Annotated in this window: 24 protein-coding genes; 16 read left to right on the plus strand and 8 right to left on the minus strand. The window is 44.7% G+C overall.

Going from position 1 to position 18,208, the window contains the following annotated elements; genetic code table 11:
- The first annotated feature begins 10 nt into the window (after positions 1–10).
- Both ACMXYT_RS04300 and ACMXYT_RS04305 read left to right on the plus strand, forming a co-directional pair.
- On the plus strand, positions 11–247 hold the full coding sequence (locus ACMXYT_RS04300) for a TfoX/Sxy family DNA transformation protein (RefSeq protein WP_415900385.1): 237 nt from the start codon (positions 11–13) through the stop codon (positions 245–247).
- Between the two features lie 43 nt (positions 248–290).
- Positions 291–2,453, plus strand: coding sequence for a tRNA(Met) cytidine acetyltransferase TmcA (locus ACMXYT_RS04305; RefSeq protein WP_415900386.1), 2,163 nt, complete (start codon positions 291–293; stop codon positions 2,451–2,453).
- A gap of 41 nt (positions 2,454–2,494) precedes the next feature.
- Here ACMXYT_RS04305 and ACMXYT_RS04310 read toward each other — a convergent pair whose 3' ends face one another.
- From ACMXYT_RS04310 to ACMXYT_RS04320, 3 genes are all read right to left on the minus strand, one after another.
- Positions 2,495–2,998 carry a TIGR02281 family clan AA aspartic protease gene (locus ACMXYT_RS04310; protein ID WP_415900387.1) on the minus strand — a complete coding sequence of 168 codons (504 nt, stop codon included), beginning with the start codon at positions 2,996–2,998 and terminating at the stop codon, positions 2,495–2,497.
- A gap of 79 nt (positions 2,999–3,077) precedes the next feature.
- Entirely contained in the window at positions 3,078–3,839 is a 762-nt protein-coding gene (locus ACMXYT_RS04315; protein ID WP_415900388.1) for a hypothetical protein, read from the minus strand.
- On the minus strand, positions 3,836–4,993 hold the full coding sequence (locus tag ACMXYT_RS04320) for a methyl-accepting chemotaxis protein (protein ID WP_415900389.1): 1,158 nt from the start codon (positions 4,991–4,993) through the stop codon (positions 3,836–3,838). The genes ACMXYT_RS04315 and ACMXYT_RS04320 overlap by 4 nt, the downstream gene beginning before the upstream one ends.
- A 296-nt stretch (positions 4,994–5,289) precedes the next feature.
- Between ACMXYT_RS04320 and ACMXYT_RS04325 the strand changes: the two genes are divergently transcribed.
- Positions 5,290–5,742 carry a YaiI/YqxD family protein gene (locus tag ACMXYT_RS04325; RefSeq protein ID WP_415900390.1) on the plus strand — a complete coding sequence of 151 codons (453 nt, stop codon included), beginning with the start codon at positions 5,290–5,292 and terminating at the stop codon, positions 5,740–5,742.
- A 111-nt stretch (positions 5,743–5,853) separates the two neighbouring features.
- The gene (locus ACMXYT_RS04330) at positions 5,854–6,258 is read left to right on the plus strand and encodes a phasin family protein (protein WP_415883819.1); all 405 of its coding nucleotides are present in this window, start codon (positions 5,854–5,856) and stop codon (positions 6,256–6,258) included.
- A gap of 81 nt (positions 6,259–6,339) precedes the next feature.
- Here the strand turns inward: ACMXYT_RS04330 and ACMXYT_RS04335 are convergent, their stop codons facing one another.
- Both ACMXYT_RS04335 and ACMXYT_RS04340 read right to left on the minus strand, forming a co-directional pair.
- Positions 6,340–8,220: an MOSC N-terminal beta barrel domain-containing protein gene (locus tag ACMXYT_RS04335; protein WP_415900391.1), complete on the minus strand. Its 1,881-nt coding sequence runs from the start codon at positions 8,218–8,220 to the stop codon at positions 6,340–6,342.
- Positions 8,221–8,240: 20 nt separating this feature from the next.
- On the minus strand, positions 8,241–8,483 hold the full coding sequence (locus tag ACMXYT_RS04340) for a Rho-binding antiterminator (RefSeq protein ID WP_415911910.1): 243 nt from the start codon (positions 8,481–8,483) through the stop codon (positions 8,241–8,243).
- A 78-nt stretch (positions 8,484–8,561) separates the two neighbouring features.
- On the opposite strand from ACMXYT_RS04340, the gene ACMXYT_RS04345 reads away from it, so the two are divergent.
- From ACMXYT_RS04345 to ybaK, 4 genes are all read left to right on the plus strand, one after another.
- Positions 8,562–8,789, plus strand: coding sequence for a DUF3820 family protein (locus tag ACMXYT_RS04345; protein WP_415890583.1), 228 nt, complete (start codon positions 8,562–8,564; stop codon positions 8,787–8,789).
- 96 nt (positions 8,790–8,885) lie between these two features.
- Positions 8,886–9,425: a YSC84-related protein gene (locus ACMXYT_RS04350; protein WP_415900392.1), complete on the plus strand. Its 540-nt coding sequence runs from the start codon at positions 8,886–8,888 to the stop codon at positions 9,423–9,425.
- Entirely contained in the window at positions 9,425–9,994 is a 570-nt protein-coding gene (locus ACMXYT_RS04355) for a hypothetical protein (RefSeq protein ID WP_415900393.1), read from the plus strand. The genes ACMXYT_RS04350 and ACMXYT_RS04355 overlap by 1 nt, the downstream gene beginning before the upstream one ends.
- Positions 9,995–10,030: 36 nt before the next feature.
- Complete coding sequence (gene ybaK, locus ACMXYT_RS04360) at positions 10,031–10,504, plus strand: Cys-tRNA(Pro) deacylase (RefSeq protein ID WP_415900394.1); 474 nt, start codon at positions 10,031–10,033, stop codon at positions 10,502–10,504.
- Positions 10,505–10,513: 9 nt separating this feature from the next.
- On the opposite strand, the gene dksA is transcribed toward ybaK, so the two are convergent.
- Positions 10,514–10,921, minus strand: coding sequence for an RNA polymerase-binding protein DksA (dksA, locus tag ACMXYT_RS04365; protein WP_415900396.1), 408 nt, complete (start codon positions 10,919–10,921; stop codon positions 10,514–10,516).
- 174 nt (positions 10,922–11,095) lie between these two features.
- Between dksA and ACMXYT_RS04370 the strand changes: the two genes are divergently transcribed.
- The gene (locus ACMXYT_RS04370) at positions 11,096–11,971 is read left to right on the plus strand and encodes a DMT family transporter (RefSeq protein ID WP_415900397.1); all 876 of its coding nucleotides are present in this window, start codon (positions 11,096–11,098) and stop codon (positions 11,969–11,971) included.
- A gap of 22 nt (positions 11,972–11,993) precedes the next feature.
- Here ACMXYT_RS04370 and ACMXYT_RS04375 read toward each other — a convergent pair whose 3' ends face one another.
- Both ACMXYT_RS04375 and ACMXYT_RS04380 read right to left on the minus strand, forming a co-directional pair.
- Positions 11,994–13,283 carry a diguanylate cyclase gene (locus ACMXYT_RS04375; protein WP_415900398.1) on the minus strand — a complete coding sequence of 430 codons (1,290 nt, stop codon included), beginning with the start codon at positions 13,281–13,283 and terminating at the stop codon, positions 11,994–11,996.
- A 70-nt stretch (positions 13,284–13,353) separates the two neighbouring features.
- The gene (locus ACMXYT_RS04380; RefSeq protein ID WP_415900399.1) at positions 13,354–14,184 is read right to left on the minus strand and encodes a cupin domain-containing protein; all 831 of its coding nucleotides are present in this window, start codon (positions 14,182–14,184) and stop codon (positions 13,354–13,356) included.
- 150 nt (positions 14,185–14,334) lie between these two features.
- Here ACMXYT_RS04380 and ACMXYT_RS04385 point away from each other — a divergent pair, with 150 nt between their 5' ends.
- The 7 genes from ACMXYT_RS04385 to ACMXYT_RS04415 all read left to right on the plus strand — a co-directional run bounded on the left by ACMXYT_RS04385 (position 14,335) and on the right by ACMXYT_RS04415 (position 18,205).
- Entirely contained in the window at positions 14,335–14,811 is a 477-nt protein-coding gene (locus ACMXYT_RS04385; RefSeq protein ID WP_415881952.1) for a YHS domain-containing (seleno)protein, read from the plus strand.
- Positions 14,812–14,816: 5 nt separating this feature from the next.
- Entirely contained in the window at positions 14,817–15,155 is a 339-nt protein-coding gene (locus ACMXYT_RS04390) for a thioredoxin family protein (RefSeq protein ID WP_415900400.1), read from the plus strand.
- Position 15,156: 1 nt separating this feature from the next.
- Positions 15,157–15,447 (plus strand): DUF2282 domain-containing protein, encoded by a 291-nt coding sequence (locus tag ACMXYT_RS04395; RefSeq protein WP_415891564.1) that lies wholly within the window; start codon positions 15,157–15,159, stop codon positions 15,445–15,447.
- 21 nt (positions 15,448–15,468) lie between these two features.
- Positions 15,469–16,380 carry a DUF692 domain-containing protein gene (locus ACMXYT_RS04400; RefSeq protein WP_415900401.1) on the plus strand — a complete coding sequence of 304 codons (912 nt, stop codon included), beginning with the start codon at positions 15,469–15,471 and terminating at the stop codon, positions 16,378–16,380.
- Positions 16,370–17,137: a putative DNA-binding domain-containing protein gene (locus tag ACMXYT_RS04405; RefSeq protein ID WP_415900402.1), complete on the plus strand. Its 768-nt coding sequence runs from the start codon at positions 16,370–16,372 to the stop codon at positions 17,135–17,137. The genes ACMXYT_RS04400 and ACMXYT_RS04405 overlap by 11 nt, the downstream gene beginning before the upstream one ends.
- 41 nt (positions 17,138–17,178) lie before the next feature.
- Complete coding sequence (locus ACMXYT_RS04410; protein WP_415900403.1) at positions 17,179–17,661, plus strand: DoxX family protein; 483 nt, start codon at positions 17,179–17,181, stop codon at positions 17,659–17,661.
- 88 nt (positions 17,662–17,749) lie between these two features.
- Positions 17,750–18,205, plus strand: a complete 456-nt coding sequence (locus tag ACMXYT_RS04415; RefSeq protein WP_415881946.1) for an HPP family protein — start codon at positions 17,750–17,752, stop codon at positions 18,203–18,205.
- Positions 18,206–18,208 lie beyond the last annotated feature (3 nt).

Here is an 18,208-nt window from a genome sequence, read left to right on the forward strand (position 1 = left end):
GATTGGCCTGATGCGGAATATTGGGCCGGTCAGTCGTCGATGGCTGGCTGAGATCGAAATCTACTCCTTAGCTGATCTAGAACAAGTCGGCCCAATAGCTACGTATAAGATGATTAAGTCTATGCGTGGCGGTAAGGTCAGTATCAATCTGTTGTGGGCGCTGGTGGGTGCCTTAGAAGGTATTGATTGCCGTGATCTCTCGCCTGAACGAAAAGCTGAACTTCGTGAACTTCTAAAAGACTCGTAAAGCTCATTGTTAATAGATCCACCTAGCTGAAAAGGATTGATTGATGACTGCTCTAACAACCTTGTACTCTCGATTGCTTAACGATGCACAGGCACAACAGCATCGTCGATTACTGGTGGTGAGCGGTACTCAAGAGTGGTGTTACGAGCAAGCAAGAGAGCTAAATGGCGAAACCGAATGGCTATGGGTCAGTGAGCATGCGCCGGTTAAAGCTCAGTCTGTGCGCGCCACTCAATGTCATCAGTTATTAGGCCAGTCGCTCTCGGCAGTGATCTTTGATGGTTGGTCCGGTTTTAATCCTAACGCCTTTGGACAGATCTCCGGTACGTTAAGCGGCGGTGGAGTGCTGGTTTTACTCTGTCCCGATCTAGATCATTGGGCCGAGTTTGACGATCCAGAACATCAAAGCTTAGTCGCTCACCCTTATTGCTCTTCCGATGCTGGTCGTCGATTTATCTCGCGTCTAGCGATGATTTTAGAAGATGATGCCTACACGCTGGTGTATCGAGAAGGGCAAGCGCTCGCAGGTGTAGAAGCCGAGTTGCCAAGCTCCGCAGCATTGGCTGATCAGCCAGATGATAATGTGGTGTTGCCGAGTAAAACCAAGGATCAGCAACAAGCGGTTGAGTTGATCCTATCTCAGTTTCGTCGGGGTAGACGTCCTGCAGTGATTACTGCAGACAGAGGGCGTGGCAAATCGGTTGCTTTAGGTATCGCTGCTGCACAGCTATCAGGCCTAGATTTCCAAGATATCTTAGTAACCGCACCTGAACAGTCATCCGTAGATGAAGTTTTCAGTATGGCTCATCAATTACTGCCTGATTATGACTATCAACTGGGTAAGCTTTGCCATTCAGATCATTGCATCCGTTACGTGACGCCAGAGCAAGCGTTGCAAGAACAAGGCGAAGGGCAAATACTGTTGGTGGATGAAGCGGCAGCGATTCCGGTACCTGTATTAAGTAAGTTACTGCAACGTTTCCCTCGTATTGCCTTTGCATCAACTATTCATGGTTACGAAGGCACAGGGCAGGGCTTTGCGGTTCGCTTTAAACAAGTACTGGAAAAGCATGCACCCAATGCAAAATCGCTTCATCTTAATCAGCCGATCCGTTGGGCCAGCAATGATCCTCTGGAACAGCTGACCTTTAATCTGCTGTTACTCAATGCCGAGCCTGCTTCGGCTGACGATCTAAAACACAGTTGTCAGTCTATTGCCGACTGTCAGATAGAGAAGTTAGATCGTGATCAACTTGCAGAAGATTATCAGACCTTAACTCAGTTGTTTGGTTTGTTAGTGTTGGCTCACTATCGTACATCACCTGGTGATTTGCGGGTGCTTTTAGATAGTCCAAACCTGCATATCTGGCTAATGAAGGTCGGTGGTCAGGTTGCTGGCGCTGCGCTGGTCGCGGAGGAAGGCCCTCTGCCGGAAGAGTTGGTCGATGATATCTGGTCGGGTAAACGTCGTCCTCGAGGTCATCTTTTACCCCAAACACTGGTTGGGCAAGAAGGTGCAAAGGACGCCGCTTTGCTCAAGGCGGGTCGGATTATGCGTATAGCGATTCATCCTGCCCTACAGCATAAAGGCTTAGGCAGAGCGCTGTTATTTACTGTTACTGACAGTGCGAAGTCTGTAGGTTGGGATTACCTAGGTGCCAGCTTTGCAGCCAGTGCAGAGCTTATTAGCTTTTGGCAGCACTGTGGTTTTGAGACCGTACGTATGGGCTCTACTCGTGACAGTGTTAGCGGCTGCCATGCAGCATTAGTTTTATCGCCGCTAACTGAGCAGGGGCAGACCTTAGAAAAACAACTTAGACAGCGCTTTATTGAACAGCTCAATTATCGCTTGAGTGATGACTTGGTTGATCTCGACCTGCCTGTGGTATGCCGTTTGTTGCAGCATGGGGGGTATCTTCCAGAACTAACCGCCCACGATCAATCTGATCTAATCGCATTTGCTGTGCATAACCGCAATTACGAAGGCTGTGCTTTTGCTATCCACAAGCTGCTTTTACAGTTTTTGGATCAGGTGGAAGATAAGCAGCTGGAAATGTTGCTCGAAAATGAAGAATTCATGCTGCTGATTGAGCGCAATCTTCAGCAAAAAAGCTGGGATCAGCTGGAAGTCAAAGGGCAGGGGCGTAAACAGATGATGCGCCAGCTTAAGTCGATTACGGCGTTGTTGTTAGAGAAAGTTTCTTAGCTAATCTCTTTTGAAACCCTCATAACGAACTTAGGCACGGTTTAGCGCCTAAGTGTGAGCGTGTTTCCTTTCTGAATGATCTCAAGGTATTTCATAAAGCTCATACCTAGAAGTACCGTTTCGCCATCCATGTGTGGATTAATATGCCCACGAACGTTCTGCATGCTAATCCCACCAAGGGAAACGGTATTCAGTTCAGTGTTATACACATCAATCACGCCATTAGCGGTATCTACCTGACGCTTTAACCCAGGCCTAAGACCAATGCGGTCGGCCACTTCTTGCGGCACGCTGATATTGGTCGCGCCGGTATCTAAGAGAAAGATAACCGGTTGGCCGTTGATCTCTCCCGGTGCAACGTAGTGCCCCGCTCTGTTTTGCTGCAGCACCACTTCGTTACTGCCGCTGGTGACGAGATTACGGTTGGGATTGTATTTGTCGTTAACCTGCTCTTCAAAGAACAGCCAAAGCATTCCTAAAAACAGGACCCATGCGACGGCCCACATCCCTTGGCCAATACGTTTTGGTGTGTGTTGAGATTCCATCCAGCCCCACAATAATTAATCGATATTAATTTATTGTAAGGAACTCGCTTACAGAATAGAACCTCGATTCATTCAATCCTTAAGCTGTACATTTACTCAATTGCTGTAGATGGTCGCGAGTTAACTGGATCTGTTGATCAATCGCTTGGGTTAGGCGACTAAAGTAAACCCGAGGCTCGATCTTAATTACTTCGGGTTCAAGGATCTCTTGGGTGACCATTCGGTCTATGTCACGAACCGCAGGATCACAAAGCTCATTTTCACGCATATTTACCAAGAGATACTGTAATTGAACTCTCACAGCAGCAGGGCAGTGACCAAGATTGGCAGCTTTATTTCCTAAACCACGCAAGCGCGCAAGGGATTCAGCAAAGTGAGGGCGAAGAAGTAGGTTTTGCCATAGCTCCTCGCCGTTATGGTCATTATTACTCGCAGTGAGAGAACAGATATCTGCGATTACGGTTAGCTCGTGGAGCAGCTTTTCGATCAGTTCACAGTGTTCCATAAAACTACCTGTTGGCTCTGCTTCGATCTGCTTCCACTTGGTAAATTGCAGATTAACGCGCTTAACATTACCGCCATAATCTTTATCCAGCAGCGGCCGCCATAGTGAGTTGATCTCATTACTTAGCTGTCGCTGTTGTGCTTGGTTTGTGCTATCTAAATTTGCACAGATGCCGCGGTGGCGCTGTAGGCTCTGGATGAGATTCAAAAGCGCGCTCAGCTGTTCAATTCCGCGCAGCGTCTTCTCGCGACGTTTCTTGCGCAATTTGTTTCGTTTAAACCAACTGGCTAAACCAATCAGAACAAAAAGAAACAGTACAAGGCTAATCTCGATCATGATGTCACCTCCTTAGTGGACGCTTTAAGCGCAAGGGCTTCTAGATAGCCGGTAAGTTCTGTCAGGGAATGCGCTTGTTCACTGTGATGCTGAAGAATGTTGCCTATATCGGTAAGCTTTTCACTTAACTCGTTACTGGCAGAGGCGTGCTCGTCGATGGAAAAGTTAACTTCCTGAATGAGTTCGAGGCTGCGCTCGCTGCCAGACTCTATCTGCTGAAGTAGATTGTGCATCTCTTCACAGGTTTGTGAGCCGGTTTGTAACTCCTGTTCACTGCGGTTCATACTTTCTGTGACTTCATTCACACGTGTAAGCATTGAGTTCACCAACAAGGTGATATCGCCTGTAGCCTTTTCGGTATTACCGGCTAACTGGCGTACTTCATCTGCGACAACGGCGAAGCCTCGTCCGGCTTCTCCTGCTCGTGCAGCCTCAATTGCAGCATTTAGTGCCAACAAGTTGGTTTGAGCTGCAACTTCTTCGATTGTACTCACGAAAGATTGGATCGCTTCCGCTTCTTCAGATAGCTGAGAGATCTTGGTGCAGGTATCAGTAAACTGATTACGAACACCGCTAATCGCATGGCTCAAATCAGAGGCTTGCTGAGTCCCTTTATTGCATAAGGTCTGCGAGTCTTCGGCACTGTTTTGAGTGTTATGTACATGATCTCTAATCAGTTGGACGGTTTGACTCATCTCTTCTGATGCACTGGCAACCGTTAGAAGCTGATTTTGCTGTTCTGATGCGGCATGAGCCGTGTGCTTAGCTAAGTTCTCTAACTCATGGGTAGAAAACTTCATCTCGTTACATAGCTGATCAGTTAGGGTGTTCAGCTCTTCATAGTCACGGGCGAAGCCATAGAGGTTTTGTGCAGCGTCTCTAAGCGGTTTGTCAGAACTGGTATGTCGTGTCCGGAATTGCATCTGCTTTTGCGAGAATGCTTCGATTACTAGAGAGAGGTTATGCCAACGACGTTGGCTCAACAGAATATAGCTTAGCTGGAAGTAGCTAAGTGGGATTAATAACCAAAGTGCTTCTATATAGCCGGTTACTAATGTGGCGATTGTCAGCAACCAACCCAACAACAGTAAAATACCTGAAGTGAGTAACGAACTGCGGCTCAAAACGCTGTAGCCAAATGTTAGTAGCAGCATCTTAGTGCTCCCCATAAAAATCTATTATCTGGAGATTTAGCAAAACTTAAGCCAGATGTTTAACAGGGGTACCCGAATGCGCGATATTGTTGCGCTTGAGGGAGATAGTTAGTTTAAGAACGCACGGATTTAATACCGCTTTGTGCACCGCGATAGTGCGAAGGCCTTATTCTGGAGCGTAGCTGGCTCAATTGAAATTATTTGAAAGAGCATTAATTACTATCGGCTTAAGCTGCCATTGCGATGTAGAATAACTGTCATAATTGGGCTTTATGCTAAAAGAAAAGAGAGGGTTTATGCACATTTGGGTTGATGCCGATGCCTGTCCAAAGGTTATTAAAGAGATTTTGTTTCGGGCTTCCGAACGTAAACAGGTGCCTGTAACGCTGGTGGCTAATCAATTCCTAAGTACACCGCCTTCACCACTCATCAATGCTGTGCAAGTACCGCAGGGCTTTGATGTAGCGGACAATCATATAGTGGCCAAAATGGAAGAGGGTGATCTAGTGGTAACGCAAGATATCCCATTGGCTTCGGAAGTGATTGATAACAAGGGTGTGGCAATAAATCCTCGTGGCGAACTCTATACTCCAGAAAATATTCGTCAGCGGTTATCTATGCGTGATTTTATGGAAACCCTAAGAAGCTCGGGTGTAGAGACTGGCGGCCCGTCTGCTTTTAGTCAGGCAGATCGCCAAGCGTTTGCGAATTCTCTGGACCGTTTTTTAGCAAAAAATCTGAAGAAGTAATTTTTTTGTGCGCCGCACAAAAAAAGTTCTTGACTAAAAAACGTACAAGATTTATCTTTGCTGTAAATGGATTGCTGCACCGCAGCAACGGAAACTTTTGGAGACAAAATTATGTACGCTGCTAACAACCCTTTCGCTGATTTCATGAAGCCTGAACTACTATCTAACGAAATCGCTGAGCTATTCAAACCAGTTCAGTCTCTAGTAGACGTTAACACTAAGACTGTTGAAACTTTGGTTGCTCTTCAGAAAGCATACGTTGAAGAACTAGCTAACGCTTCTGTTGAACAGTTCAAAACTCTATGCGAGTGCAAAGACCCTAAAGCTGCTCTAGACCTACAGGTTCAGTTCTACAAGTCTGTTGAAGCTAAAACTGCTGAAACTGCAGAGAAAAGCGTTGCAGCTATGACTGTTGCTAAAGATGCTTACGTTGCTACAGTTGAAGAGTCTGCTAAAAAAGCGACTGAAATGGCTGAAGAAACTGCTAAAAAAGTTGCTGATCTTAAAGTAGCTTAATTTCAGTTTCATACTGAATAATAAAAAGCCGATGTAGAGAAGGGCATCGGCTTTTTTGTGTCTGCGATTTAGTGTTTTAAATTAAACCTCAATTACGACATCCGTTTCGGGTGTACAGCTACACGCTAGAACCACGCCTCGTGCTTTCTCATCTTCAGATAGCGGAATTTCCGATTGGCGATGTGCATGACCAGACAATAAGGTCACTTTACACGCACCACATACACCCGCACGACAGCCGGAAGGAATCATGATTCCTTGATCTTCAGCTTGCTCTAGCAATGTCGTTTGGCTATCACCGGCAAATGAAACCTCACCAAAAGTTAATTGAACACTGTGTTTTTCTGCTTCTGGGTCAACACCTGGAGGTGCTCCAAAGCTCTCTTCAAACCACTGTTGCTCCGCTAGACCTAGTTGGCGGCAGTAAGTTTTAGCATGATCCATAAAGCCCTCAGGGCCACAACACATCACAGTACGTTCTGGCAGATCTGGAATTAGCTCAATGAGCTGTTGGCGGCTAATACGGCCTTTAATGCCTTGCCAATCATCATCTGGTTGGCTCAAGCTGAAGATGATCTTTAGGTTAGGATTTTGACGCTCTAGCCAAAGGAGCTCGTCTTCACAGATTAGATCTGCTTCGGTTCTGGCTTGGTGGTAAAACACCATATCCCGTTGGCTATTTCGATCGGTCAGCTCGCGCGCAATCGAAAGCATAGGGGTGATACCGCTACCGGCAGATAACAACAATAGAGGTTTGTTACCTGTATTGCCTTCGTGGAACTCACCTTGCGGAGCGAGGGCAGGTAATTTATCCCCAACCTGTAAATTATCATGCAGCCAATTGGAGGCGATGCCATCGGTAACGCGCTTAACCGTGATTGCGATATCAGTGCTGCGAGAAGGTGAAGAAGATACTGTATAACAGCGGGTGACGGTCTCACCGTTGATTGGCAACATTAAGGTTAGAAACTGACCCGCGATATAGTCTGTTGATAGGTCTTGCGGTACTGCAAAACGGAAGGTCACAACATCACGTGTTTCATCAATGCGGCGGATGCATTCTAAATCGACTTGTTGAGTCGAGGCCCACATTTTTTGAGTCTTGCTGTCGTTCGTATCTCTGATAACCGGCGCATTATCGGGGTATTGAGCAGGCTGTTTAACCTCTAATACCTCAACCGGATCACCTTGCTTAATCTGGCCTTCGTTAAGAGGCACAAGGTTTTGGCCAAAATATACTTCGTTATCCTCACCTTTACGGTAGTTCGCCAAGGTTTTAATTGGCTCACCCGCAGGTACGGGTTGTCCGGTTTTTGGATCGATAGTGGTCAGAACACAACGAGAGCAATCTTTAACGATCTCAAACTCTACTTCACCAATACGGATGCGCTTCCAGCTATCCTCGGCGAAAGCTTCGCACCCTTTAACTACTAGGTTGGTTCGGAAGTGATCCATATTCACTTGTGTTGAGGCGCGGCTATTAAGATCAGCTAGGGACGCTTCGGATATCACAAGTAGAGGATATCCATCGGCAAACGCGACGGGCTTATCGGGTCTGCGAGAGGTTACGCGCTCTGATTGCTCGCCAAAATAGAGTAGCTGGCATTCACGGCCTAGTTTTTCGCTGAACCATTCATCTAGCCATTCGCCACAATGTTGAGCGTTGATCTCGGTTCCCCAAACACGTACCTGGCGGTAGTTTTGGAAAAAGTCAGGATAGCGCAAGCTTAAGTGTTCGCCATCAGGTGCAATCACTTCTACACCATCTTCACGTAAAACCGTTTCGAAAAGCAGCATTGAAGGTGCTTGGCGAGCAGATAATAATTCGCCTTCCGGATCGCTCAACATAAAGCGTCGGTCAAAAGACAGTCCGCTCTCCGTTACAAAAGCATCCGATAAACTAATGCCGCCTAATGATTTAATGGGGAAAGTATTAATACCACTGAGTTGAATATCTGACACGTCGTCGGCCCTTAAGAGGATTAGTAGGGTAGGCGGCTAGAGATAGAATCTAAACGAACTCTATAGTTATTACCTTCTTGATCTTCGGCAATCAGAAACTCCCCCTCCGCAGTATATTCGAGATCAAGAAAGCGTAAGCGCTGGCTAAATGCGGTATCATCTTCTTTCCATTCAACAAGATGGATAGCGTTGCGCATACAGGCTAATTCGTAGCCGTCATGAATTTCGCAATTGATAGGTTGATACGCTTGCTTGTCAGCCATGGCCTAAACCCACTATTTATTATTTTCTACAGAATACTGTTTGCTCGCTGGAAATAACAGGCTGTTAAGGGGAAAGCATTGGATCTGGATAAACGTCATCTACTTAAACTGGCTAATATGAAGATGCCATTTGGTAAGTATCAAGGGCGAGTACTACTCGATCTACCCGAAGAGTACCTGCTTTGGTTCGCAAAAAAAGGTTTTCCAAATGGGGAGCTTGGCTCGTTGCTAGAACTGATGCTAGAAATCCGCATTAACGGCTTAGAATCGGTATTGCAGCCTTTACGAAACACGCGATACTCCTAACGCGCTTTTTTACTTTCAATCCACCCATTGATCCATCCCAATATAGCCTCGAGCGACTATTATTTAGTTAACCTCAACGGGCTTAAGGATGGATTCATGCCAAAACAACTATCATCTTTTCTATTCGCATGTTGGATAGCACTATTCAGCTTTAATGCTTACTCAGCCTCCAAAGCTGAAATTAACGCTAAAAGCACAGAAGCCTTACAAAAGTTTTATCAACACAGCTCGGCTGGCCAAACATTAGTCCAGCAAGCCAAAGGGGTTTTAGTTTTCCCCGAGGTTTATAAAGCGGGTATAGGCATCGGTGGTGAGTATGGTGAAGGAAAGCTTTTAGAAAAAGGTAAAACAACCGGCTATTACACAATTGCTGCGGCATCGATTGGGTTTCAGTTAGGTGCGCAAATTAAGTCAGAGATAATTCTTTTTATGACTGATGCTGCTTTGAATCAGTTTAAGCGTAGCGATGGTTGGGAAGCGGGTGTTGATGGCAGTGTTGCCGTTGTAACTATAGGTGCGGGTGGCGAAATTGATACCAGCACGATTAAAGACCCGATCATTGGTTTTATCTTTTCTAATAAAGGATTGATGTATAACCTGTCTTTAGAAGGCTCAAAAATTAGCAGGAAGAGATGATGAAAAAATTATTATTAGCCCTATGTATCAGTGGATTAGCTTTAAATACATACGCTGCCAAGCCTGAGTGGGCGGGCCAAGGCGCAGATAAGCATCAAGCTAAAAAAGAGGCCAAGCAAGCGGCTAAAAACTACAAAAACAAAGATAAGGATACCGAAGAAGAGCAATCCATCGTAAGTGATACGAAGTCTATTCTGGATGATCTCTTTTCTGACAAAGAGAAAGAGACCATCAAAGATTATTACAATGAAAATGCCAAATCAGGAACAGGTAAATACAAAGGCAAGATGAAGGAGCTGCCTAAAGGTTTGCAGAAAAAGTTAGAACGTGGCGGTGAACTCCCTCCAGGTTGGCAAAAGAAAGTAGCCCGTGGAGAAGTGTTAGATAAAGACTTACGAGATAATGCTGAATATCTGCCTGACGATCTTCTTTCTCGTTTACCCAAAGGTGATGCGGCGACTGAGATTATCAAACTCAAAGATAAAGTCATTAAAGTGGGCAAAGGTGAAGGCACAGTAGTCGACATCATCGATATTGCTGATATCCTAACGGGCGGCAGTGCTAAGTAAACACTGTTCGACCTGAGTGATATGAGTAGATAAAGAATGACCCCAGCGATCAATGCAGCTAAAAAAGCCAAAGTAGCCTATCAAGTTCATGAATATGAACACGATCCCAGTGCTGAATCCTACGGCGAAGAAGCTGCGCAAGCGCTGGGTTTAGATCCTGCCCAAGTCTTCAAAACCCTCCTAGTCGCGATCGGTGGTGACAACAAAAAACTCGCTGTTGGCGTTGTACCTGTGTCTGGTCAGCTAGATCTGAAAGCTATTGCTGCAGCGCTAAAAGCAAAGAAAGTCACTATGGCAAACCCGCAAGATGCAGAACGCGCAACGGGTTATGTTGTGGGGGGCATCAGCCCACTAGGCCAAAAGAAACGATTACCGCTTATTTTGGACGCAAGTGCTAGCAACTTTAAAACCATCTGTATGAGTGCGGGCCGCCGTGGTTTAGAGATCGAGATGTCAGCAGAGGATCTGCTCAAACTAACGTCAGGAAAAATGGCGGCCATTGGGCGTTAATCGGAATTTTTATTCACGAAATAAGCGTTCATTCGATTCACGTACCGCTTTGATATCGGCGCAATACTCTGCAGTAGGGCGGAGTAGTAGGCGCTTAATACCGATCTCTTCGCCAGATTCTAAGCAGTAGCCATATTCACCGTTGCGAATGCGCGCTAGGGCTGAGTCGAATTTTGGTAGTAGCTTACTTTCCCGATCGACAATTCTGAGCGAGAGGCGAGATTCTTCCTCATATTGAGCGCGATCAGCATCGTCATTCATCTCTGGGCGCTCATTCAATTGAGCTTGGGCGTTTTGGATGTGAGCGATGGTTTCCTGTTTTTGCTGCTCTAAGTATTGCTTGAAAAACTCCAATTGACTGTCATTCATGTAGTCCTCAGAACTGGCATTCAAGAGTTCTTCTTTTGTTATTGTCATGCTTTCCTCAAAACTTGGTCAAAATGATATAATGTAATGTTATAGCATTTATTTTTGTGGCCGTGGAAATTTTTATGATGTTCAGAATCTATGGCTAAGTTATCGGAATCGCTAGCTCCAGTGAATTTCCATGGTATGGTGGTCTGACTATCAGTTGTGGATGTTTGAACCATCATGAATAAGGATGTGCAGACCCTTAAAGTTTTTATATATACCTTAATCGCTTTGATTGCTTTTGCCGGTAATTCTGTTTTATGCCGCTTAGCATTGGGAGATGAAACTATTGATGCTGCAAGTTTTACTTCTATTCGATTGCTGTCAGGCATTGTTGTTTTACTGGCTATATTCATCTTTATGAATAGAGGAAAAGCCAATGCAGCAAAGGGCAGTTGGAAAGGTGCGTTTTTTCTCTTTGCCTACGCTATCACTTTCTCTTATGGCTATATCACTCTAGAAACAGGCATAGGAGCCTTGGTTTTATTTGGCTCGGTTCAGATATCTATCATTCTAATTAACATGCTTAAAGGCAATAAACTCCATTTAATGGAGTGGATAGGAACGATCGTTGCGTTTGCTGGGTTTGTCTATTTGATCTTCCCTAGTTTAGCGACACCTTCGGCTGTTGGGTTTGGCCTGATGACAATGGCTGGCGTGGCTTGGGGCTTCTATACCTTAGCAGGGAAGGGCTCTAACAATCCTTTGGGGGATACGACCTATAACTTTTTACGCACACTGCCTTTTGTATTGATTTTGGTTTTATTGAGCTTTGATGATGCGTCTTTATCTACAGAAGGCATTTGGTTGGCGATTCTGTCTGGTGGCTTAGCCTCGGGGATTGGTTATGCTATTTGGTATCAGGCTTTAGGCTCGTTATCAGCGATTCAAGCTGCGGTTGTACAGTTGCTAGTCCCAGTGATTGCAGCAGCAGGTGGTGTTGCCTTTGCGGGTGAAGAGGTTACCTGGCGTTTAGTTATCGCCTCAGTTGTAGTTCTGGGTGGGATCATGATCGTGATTACAGGTAAACAGATTTTAGAACGTGTGAAACAGTAATGCAGAACATAGTGTTATTGCTTTAATAGGACTTGCTGACTAACTGGTTCCTGCCGTTTTCTTTAGCTTGATATAAAAGCTTATCGGCTCGTTTATAAAGATCGCTGACTTGGGTTTTATCGGAGAGGTTTTGTGTGCAGGATAATCCCATTGATACGGTGATAAATTGATTAGCGCTGTTCTCTTTATGAGGGATTTTTAGCTTTTCGATTTTTTGTCGAATACGATTCGCAAAAATATCAGCGGCTTCTTTGCTTTCTTGAGTGAAGACAACCGCAAACTCCTCCCCGCCAACGCGGAAGCAATAATCCTCCCCTTGACGAATATTATCTTTAAGCGCCTGGCTTACTTTTTTTAGAACATCGTCACCTTTTAGATGGCCATATGTGTCGTTATAGGCTTTGAAATGGTCAACATCGAGGATAAGCAGGCAAAAGTAAGTTTGCTGCCTTTTAGCGCGCTCTAGGACTGCTTGAGATAAGTATTGGAAGTTACGGCGATTGAATAGGTCGGTTAGGGCATCGGTAACCGCGAGTTTTTCAATTTTTTCTTCTAGCGTGCGAGCCTCAGTTATATCGATATGTACTCCGTTCATGCGAATGGCATTGCCATTTTTATCTCTAAGGAATACCCGACCAACATCATGTATCCAGCGCCATTTGCCATCACCGCATATCATGCGAAATTTAGCGTCATAAATTTCGGTTTCACCATTCAGGTGTTTTTCGATCAATTCAACCGTAGGTTCTAAATCATCAGGGTGAACGATAGAGGACCAGCGCTCAAGACCATCGATTACCTCAGAGAAGAGCGAATCATCCTCTCTGAACTCATCATCTTTATATCTCTTCTGAGTAACCCAGGTTTTATTAGCAATGATTCTGCCTTCTTGTGGATAGAAATCCCAACAGCCAATGTTGGCACCATTTACGGCATCATCTAAGCATTTTATGGTTTCTTGGTTTTGCGCTAATTGGTTTTTTAACTCTTGTTGTGCGGTTACATCGGAAAGGGTACTTAAGATATTTTCACCATGTTTAACTAATCGCATTTCGAAATACAGATCGTCTTTTTGATAGTGAAAGTAGATTGGTTGATCGGTTGAGGCATTAGAGCATTGCTGAAATAGTTCTCGTAGCTGTTTAGCTTGCTCTTGATTGAATAGATTGAAAATCGATGAACCTTTTAAAGCACTTTCAGATAAACCACGAAGCTCTATCTCTTTGCGATTTAAGAAGAGATAACGGCCCTCATCTGAGGTTAGCTCTGCAATACCTTGTGGCTGTTGATTGAGTATTTCTAAAAGATCCATAGCGTCTCAGGTACAAAATTGCGACTACAAGTTCCAATTTATTATAGGCAGAATTTGTATACCAGCTCGATTATTTTGGGCCTAAATAATTTTTTACCCATTGCTTAGGTGTGACACCAAAGTGCTTTTTAAAGACTTTGGCCAAGGAGGACGCATTTTCATAGCCTACTTGGTTGGCGACGAGCCCCACGGGGCGATTATTTTTAAGTAAACCTTTCGCTAGCGCCATTCTTAGCCCAGTCACATACTCCATAGGCGCTTGACCTACTGTATCTTTGAAGAGCGCGGCAAACTTCGAGCGAGACATAGCTGCGTTCTCGGCCATCTCTTCAACCGTCCATTCATATTCAGGCTTCTCTTTGATCTGTTGCATCAGCTTGCTGAGTAGAGGATGGGAGTCGGCCGCAATTAAACCTAACTCGACCGTGCCGTTATCAATCACGTAGCGAAGTACCTGCACCATAAATACATCACATAAGCGATCGATCATCAGTTGCTTGCCATGCTGTTCTGCAAATGCCTCTTCGAAGATTTGATGAGCTGTATTCGAAATAGAACCGGCTTCCTCTATATGGATGCAAAGAAACTTAGGTAGATAGTTGGCTAAGAGTTTTTGGTGGGCAGGAGGTAACTTAACAGTCGCACAGACTAGTTTCGCATCTTCAGATGGGGCTATCGTGAGTTTGTGATTAGTTCCGCTGGGGAAAAAAATCACATCGCCGGTATGCAGCTCGATCCTGTGATCTTCATCTGTCGTGAGTGTTAACGATCCTGATTCCAGAAAATGTAAGTAGCCCGATTCCTTATCGTCATCAAATCCGGTAATACCGCAGAGGCTACCACTGAAAAAAACCTCGGCATTGATCTCTAGGTTTTGCAGTAATTTGCTCAGTGTATCCATAAAACCTCCTTTTTGGACGATTGGCTCTTTTTGCTGGATTTAGAGCGGCCTTTCCCTCGGTAGTTCCCCGTAATCTATATCTCAAGAACAGCGCAACATATTTACCAATATGTCTGAGTGTTCATTAAACCATTAACCGAGGAAAAAGAAATGAAATTTACAAAGACTTTGAAACTAGCAACAGCTGCCGGCGCACTTCTTCTTAGCAGCATGAGCTTTGCGGCATCTGTAAACATTGGCACTAACGATGTTGCTATTCATGGTTACGACCCAGTTGCTTACTTTACTAATGATAAAGCGGTTGAGGGTTCTGCAAAATTTACAGCGACTCATGATGGTGCAATCTACCGTTTCGCAAGTGCTAAAAACCGTGATCTGTTTAACGCCAATGCCGACAAATACGCACCTCAATATGGTGGTTACTGCGCGATGGGTGTGGCTTTAAACAAAAAGCTAGATGTTGATCCACAAGCATTCCATATCGAAAACGGCAAGCTGTATCTGAACTTGAACAAAGACGTGCAGAAAAAATGGCTTACTGATGTACCGGGCAACCTAAAAACAGCAGATCGTATTTGGGCAGGTATTGAAGATCTATCTGTAGCAGCTGCAAACGCCGAAGACTAATTCTCATGCCTGAGTCGAGACTTACGTTTTCAGAAAATGGACATGAGTACTCGCAACCTTTAGCGCTGATCTGGTTCAGCGCTAAATGGTGCGGTCCCTGCCAACAGATGATTCCTGTCGTTAATAGTTTGGCAGAGCGATATGCCGGTGAACTTAAAGTTCTAAAAGTGGATGTAGATCAACAGCAGGAGTTAGCTGCGAAATTCGCGATTAGAGCAGTTCCCACGTTAGTACTCTTGGCAAAAGATAGGGCGCTGGATCAGCAGGTGGGGTCGGTGCCATTAAAGCAACTTGATGAGTGGGTTGCACAACATTTATCAATTCAGAAAGAACTGGAGAAGTGAAATGGATAATAAACAACGTATTGCTACAGCAGCGTTAGCCGTTGCTCTGACTTCTATTGCAACTGTACCTGCAGCTCATGCTGGTGGAAAAGAAAAATGTTACGGCGTTGCGCTAGCTGGACAGAATGATTGTGGCAATTTGGCAGGTACTCACTCTTGTGCGGGTCAATCCAAAGTGGATAACGACCCAGGTGAGTGGAAGTTGGTCGCGAAAGGTACTTGTAAAGATATGGGTGGCCTACTGAAAGCTGAAGCTAAGAAGCGTTATCAGGAAGCTCAGCAGAAGTCATAAGGTTTAATCAGGAGAAAGAAGATGTCCAGTTTAAGCACAGCTAATAATAGCGATGAACGAGGTTTATCAAAGATTGGAGTCGGGTTGCGTCATCCTCACTATAAGGAGGCGTTACTAGGGACATCTTCCATTGATTTTGTGGAGATACACGCGGAGAACTTCTTTGCTGAAGGTGGAATGCTACCTGAGTTGTTGAGTGATATAGCCCTTCAATATCCAATTAGTCTGCATTCGACTTCAATGGGTTTAGGTTCTGCCGTGGGTATTAACGGAGATTATCTGCAACGTTTAAAGCAACTGTCACAGCAGATTAACCCCATATTGATCTCTGACCACGCTTGCTTCACTTGGAGCAATATCAATGGAAAATCTGTGCATGCTGGGGATCTTCTACCTCTTGAATTTACTCAACAGAGCTTGCAGGTAATGGTTGATAACGTGAATCAGGTCCAGCAGTTATTAGGGCGTCAGATTTTAGTTGAGAACTTATCTGCTTATGTGGAATTCAACTTTTCTGATATGAGTGAAACCGAGTTTCTATCTCAACTGGAAGATAAAACGGGATGTGGCTTATTGGTGGATCTCAACAATTTGCTAGTAAATGCGCGCAATTTTAATGATCAAAAGCCATTAACTGTAGCCCGAAAGTGGTTACGAGAAATCCCTGCTAATGCTGTGGGCGAGATCCATCTGGCAGGTTTTACCAAGGTGAAAGAGGGTGAATTGATCATTGATGATCACAGTCAGCCAGTATCACCTGAATGTTGGTTGCTCTATCGCGATGCGGTTGCCTTGTTTGGTGCAGTTACCACCCTAATCGAATGGGATAACAATTTGCCTTCTTGGAGCACACTGCTTGATCAAGCTGCAAAAGCGAGATCTATCTCCACGGAAGTTCACTATGACACTGGGAGGCTCTCTTATGCTGTCTGATTCAACATTGCTCGTTCGTCGTCAAGCTGCATTGATGACGTTAATTTTTTCGAAAGATGAAAGCGATACAGCGACTGACCGAATAAGTCAGGGGTTAAAAATTTATCAGAATAATCTCCTGATGACTGCGGCAAGAGCGATCTCTTTGAAGTATCCAGTACTGGAGAAAATGGTGGGTAATGAGACGATTATCGCTTTTACCGATCAGTTACTTAAAAAAGAGTTACCTAATACAGGGGATTGGGCTGATTGGGGTGTGATGTTGCCCGCGCTCATCTCAGAAAGTCCTCTGGCTGATGATCATGCCTATCTGTCTGAAATCGCCCGTTTGGAGTGGTTTGTACATCAGGCCGCGAGAGGAAAGGCTACTCATTTAGAAGTGGAGACGCTTTCAAGCTTAACTGAAAGTGATTTGGACGCCGTCTCACTTCATCTATCGCCGACTTTACAGGTCATGGAAAGCCATTTTCCTGTGTATGAATTATGGAATTTACATCAGGTACCAGAGGGCTCTGAGTTCGATGAGGGTGAGCTTTATCGCTTGCTGGTGGGAAATTCGGCTCCTCATTATTCAATGGTATTTCAACAGGATTATCACGCGCGTATTAAAACGCTAACGGTTCAAGAATATGCGTGGTTTAAAGATGTTCTGGCAGGCATGAGTGTTGAGCGTTTATTAGGTAAGCACCAAGAGATTGATTTTGTTAGCTGGATTGAACAGGCGATAAGCCAGCAATGGTTGGTTGCCATCAAGTAAATCGAAATTCAGTTATTAAAGGTTTTTGAGAGGTTTGAGAGATGATTTCTATCGTTAGTAAGTTTTATAAAGGTTATTTAGCTGGGGAAGGTAAATTGGCTAAAACTCATGATCTTGTGTCGTTAATTGCTCGTTTTTACGTAGCGCAGGTGTTCTTTAATGCCGGTCTGACCAAAATTCAGGATTGGGATACAACGTTATTTCTATTTGAAGAGGAGTATCAGGTTCCGTTTTTACCTTTTGAGCTGGCGGCTTATTTAGGCACTTTGGGCGAGCTGATCTTACCTGTTTTGCTAGTCACTGGTATTTTGACGCGCTTTTCTGCTCTTGGCCTATTTTTTGTGAATGTAGTCGCTGTGATTAGTTTGGTCGAAATTGCACCAGCGGCACTGTATCTACATTACATCTGGGGACTCGTGCTTGCGCAAATCATTATATACGGTGGTGGTGTGCTTTCTGTCGATCACGTTTCCAACAAGTTTCTACTTAACCGCCACAAGGCTGAAATGGAGCCTAGCCTATAGGCTTTATCTGTAGGTACTTTTAGAGAGGAAGTGACTGAACAATCAGTCACTTCTTTGCTGAAAAATTTCACTTTTTATTGAGGTTAATATGAAGCAGATCACTACATCCATCGTTGCCGGATTTGGCGCTGCTGTTGCTATAGGTTTGTTAGCCCTGCTGGAAACATCATTTAAAGACATTGCGTTTTTAATGGCGCCTTTTGGGGCAACTGCTGTGCTGGTATTTGGGGTACCGCATAGCCCGTTGGCCCAGCCGAAAAATGTGATTTTAGGACATTTGATTACTGCCTTTATCGGCATTTTCTTTAGCCAGTTTCTTGAAGTGAATCCGCTAACTCTTGCTATTGCGACAGGACTTGGTGTGAGTGCTATGTTGTTGAGTAAAACAACACATCCGCCGGCGGGTGCTAATCCAATCTTAATTATGTTATCCAGTCAGGGGTGGGCCTTTCTAGTAACACCAGTTTTGATTGGCTCGATTATGATTGTGCTCGTGGGAAAGATTTTTCAGCAGACGCAGACAAGATTGCAGCCTGCTGAATAATGG

It is taken from the genome of Neptuniibacter sp. QD37_11, assembly GCF_047778105.1.
GTDB lineage: Bacteria > Pseudomonadota > Gammaproteobacteria > Pseudomonadales > Balneatricaceae > Neptuniibacter.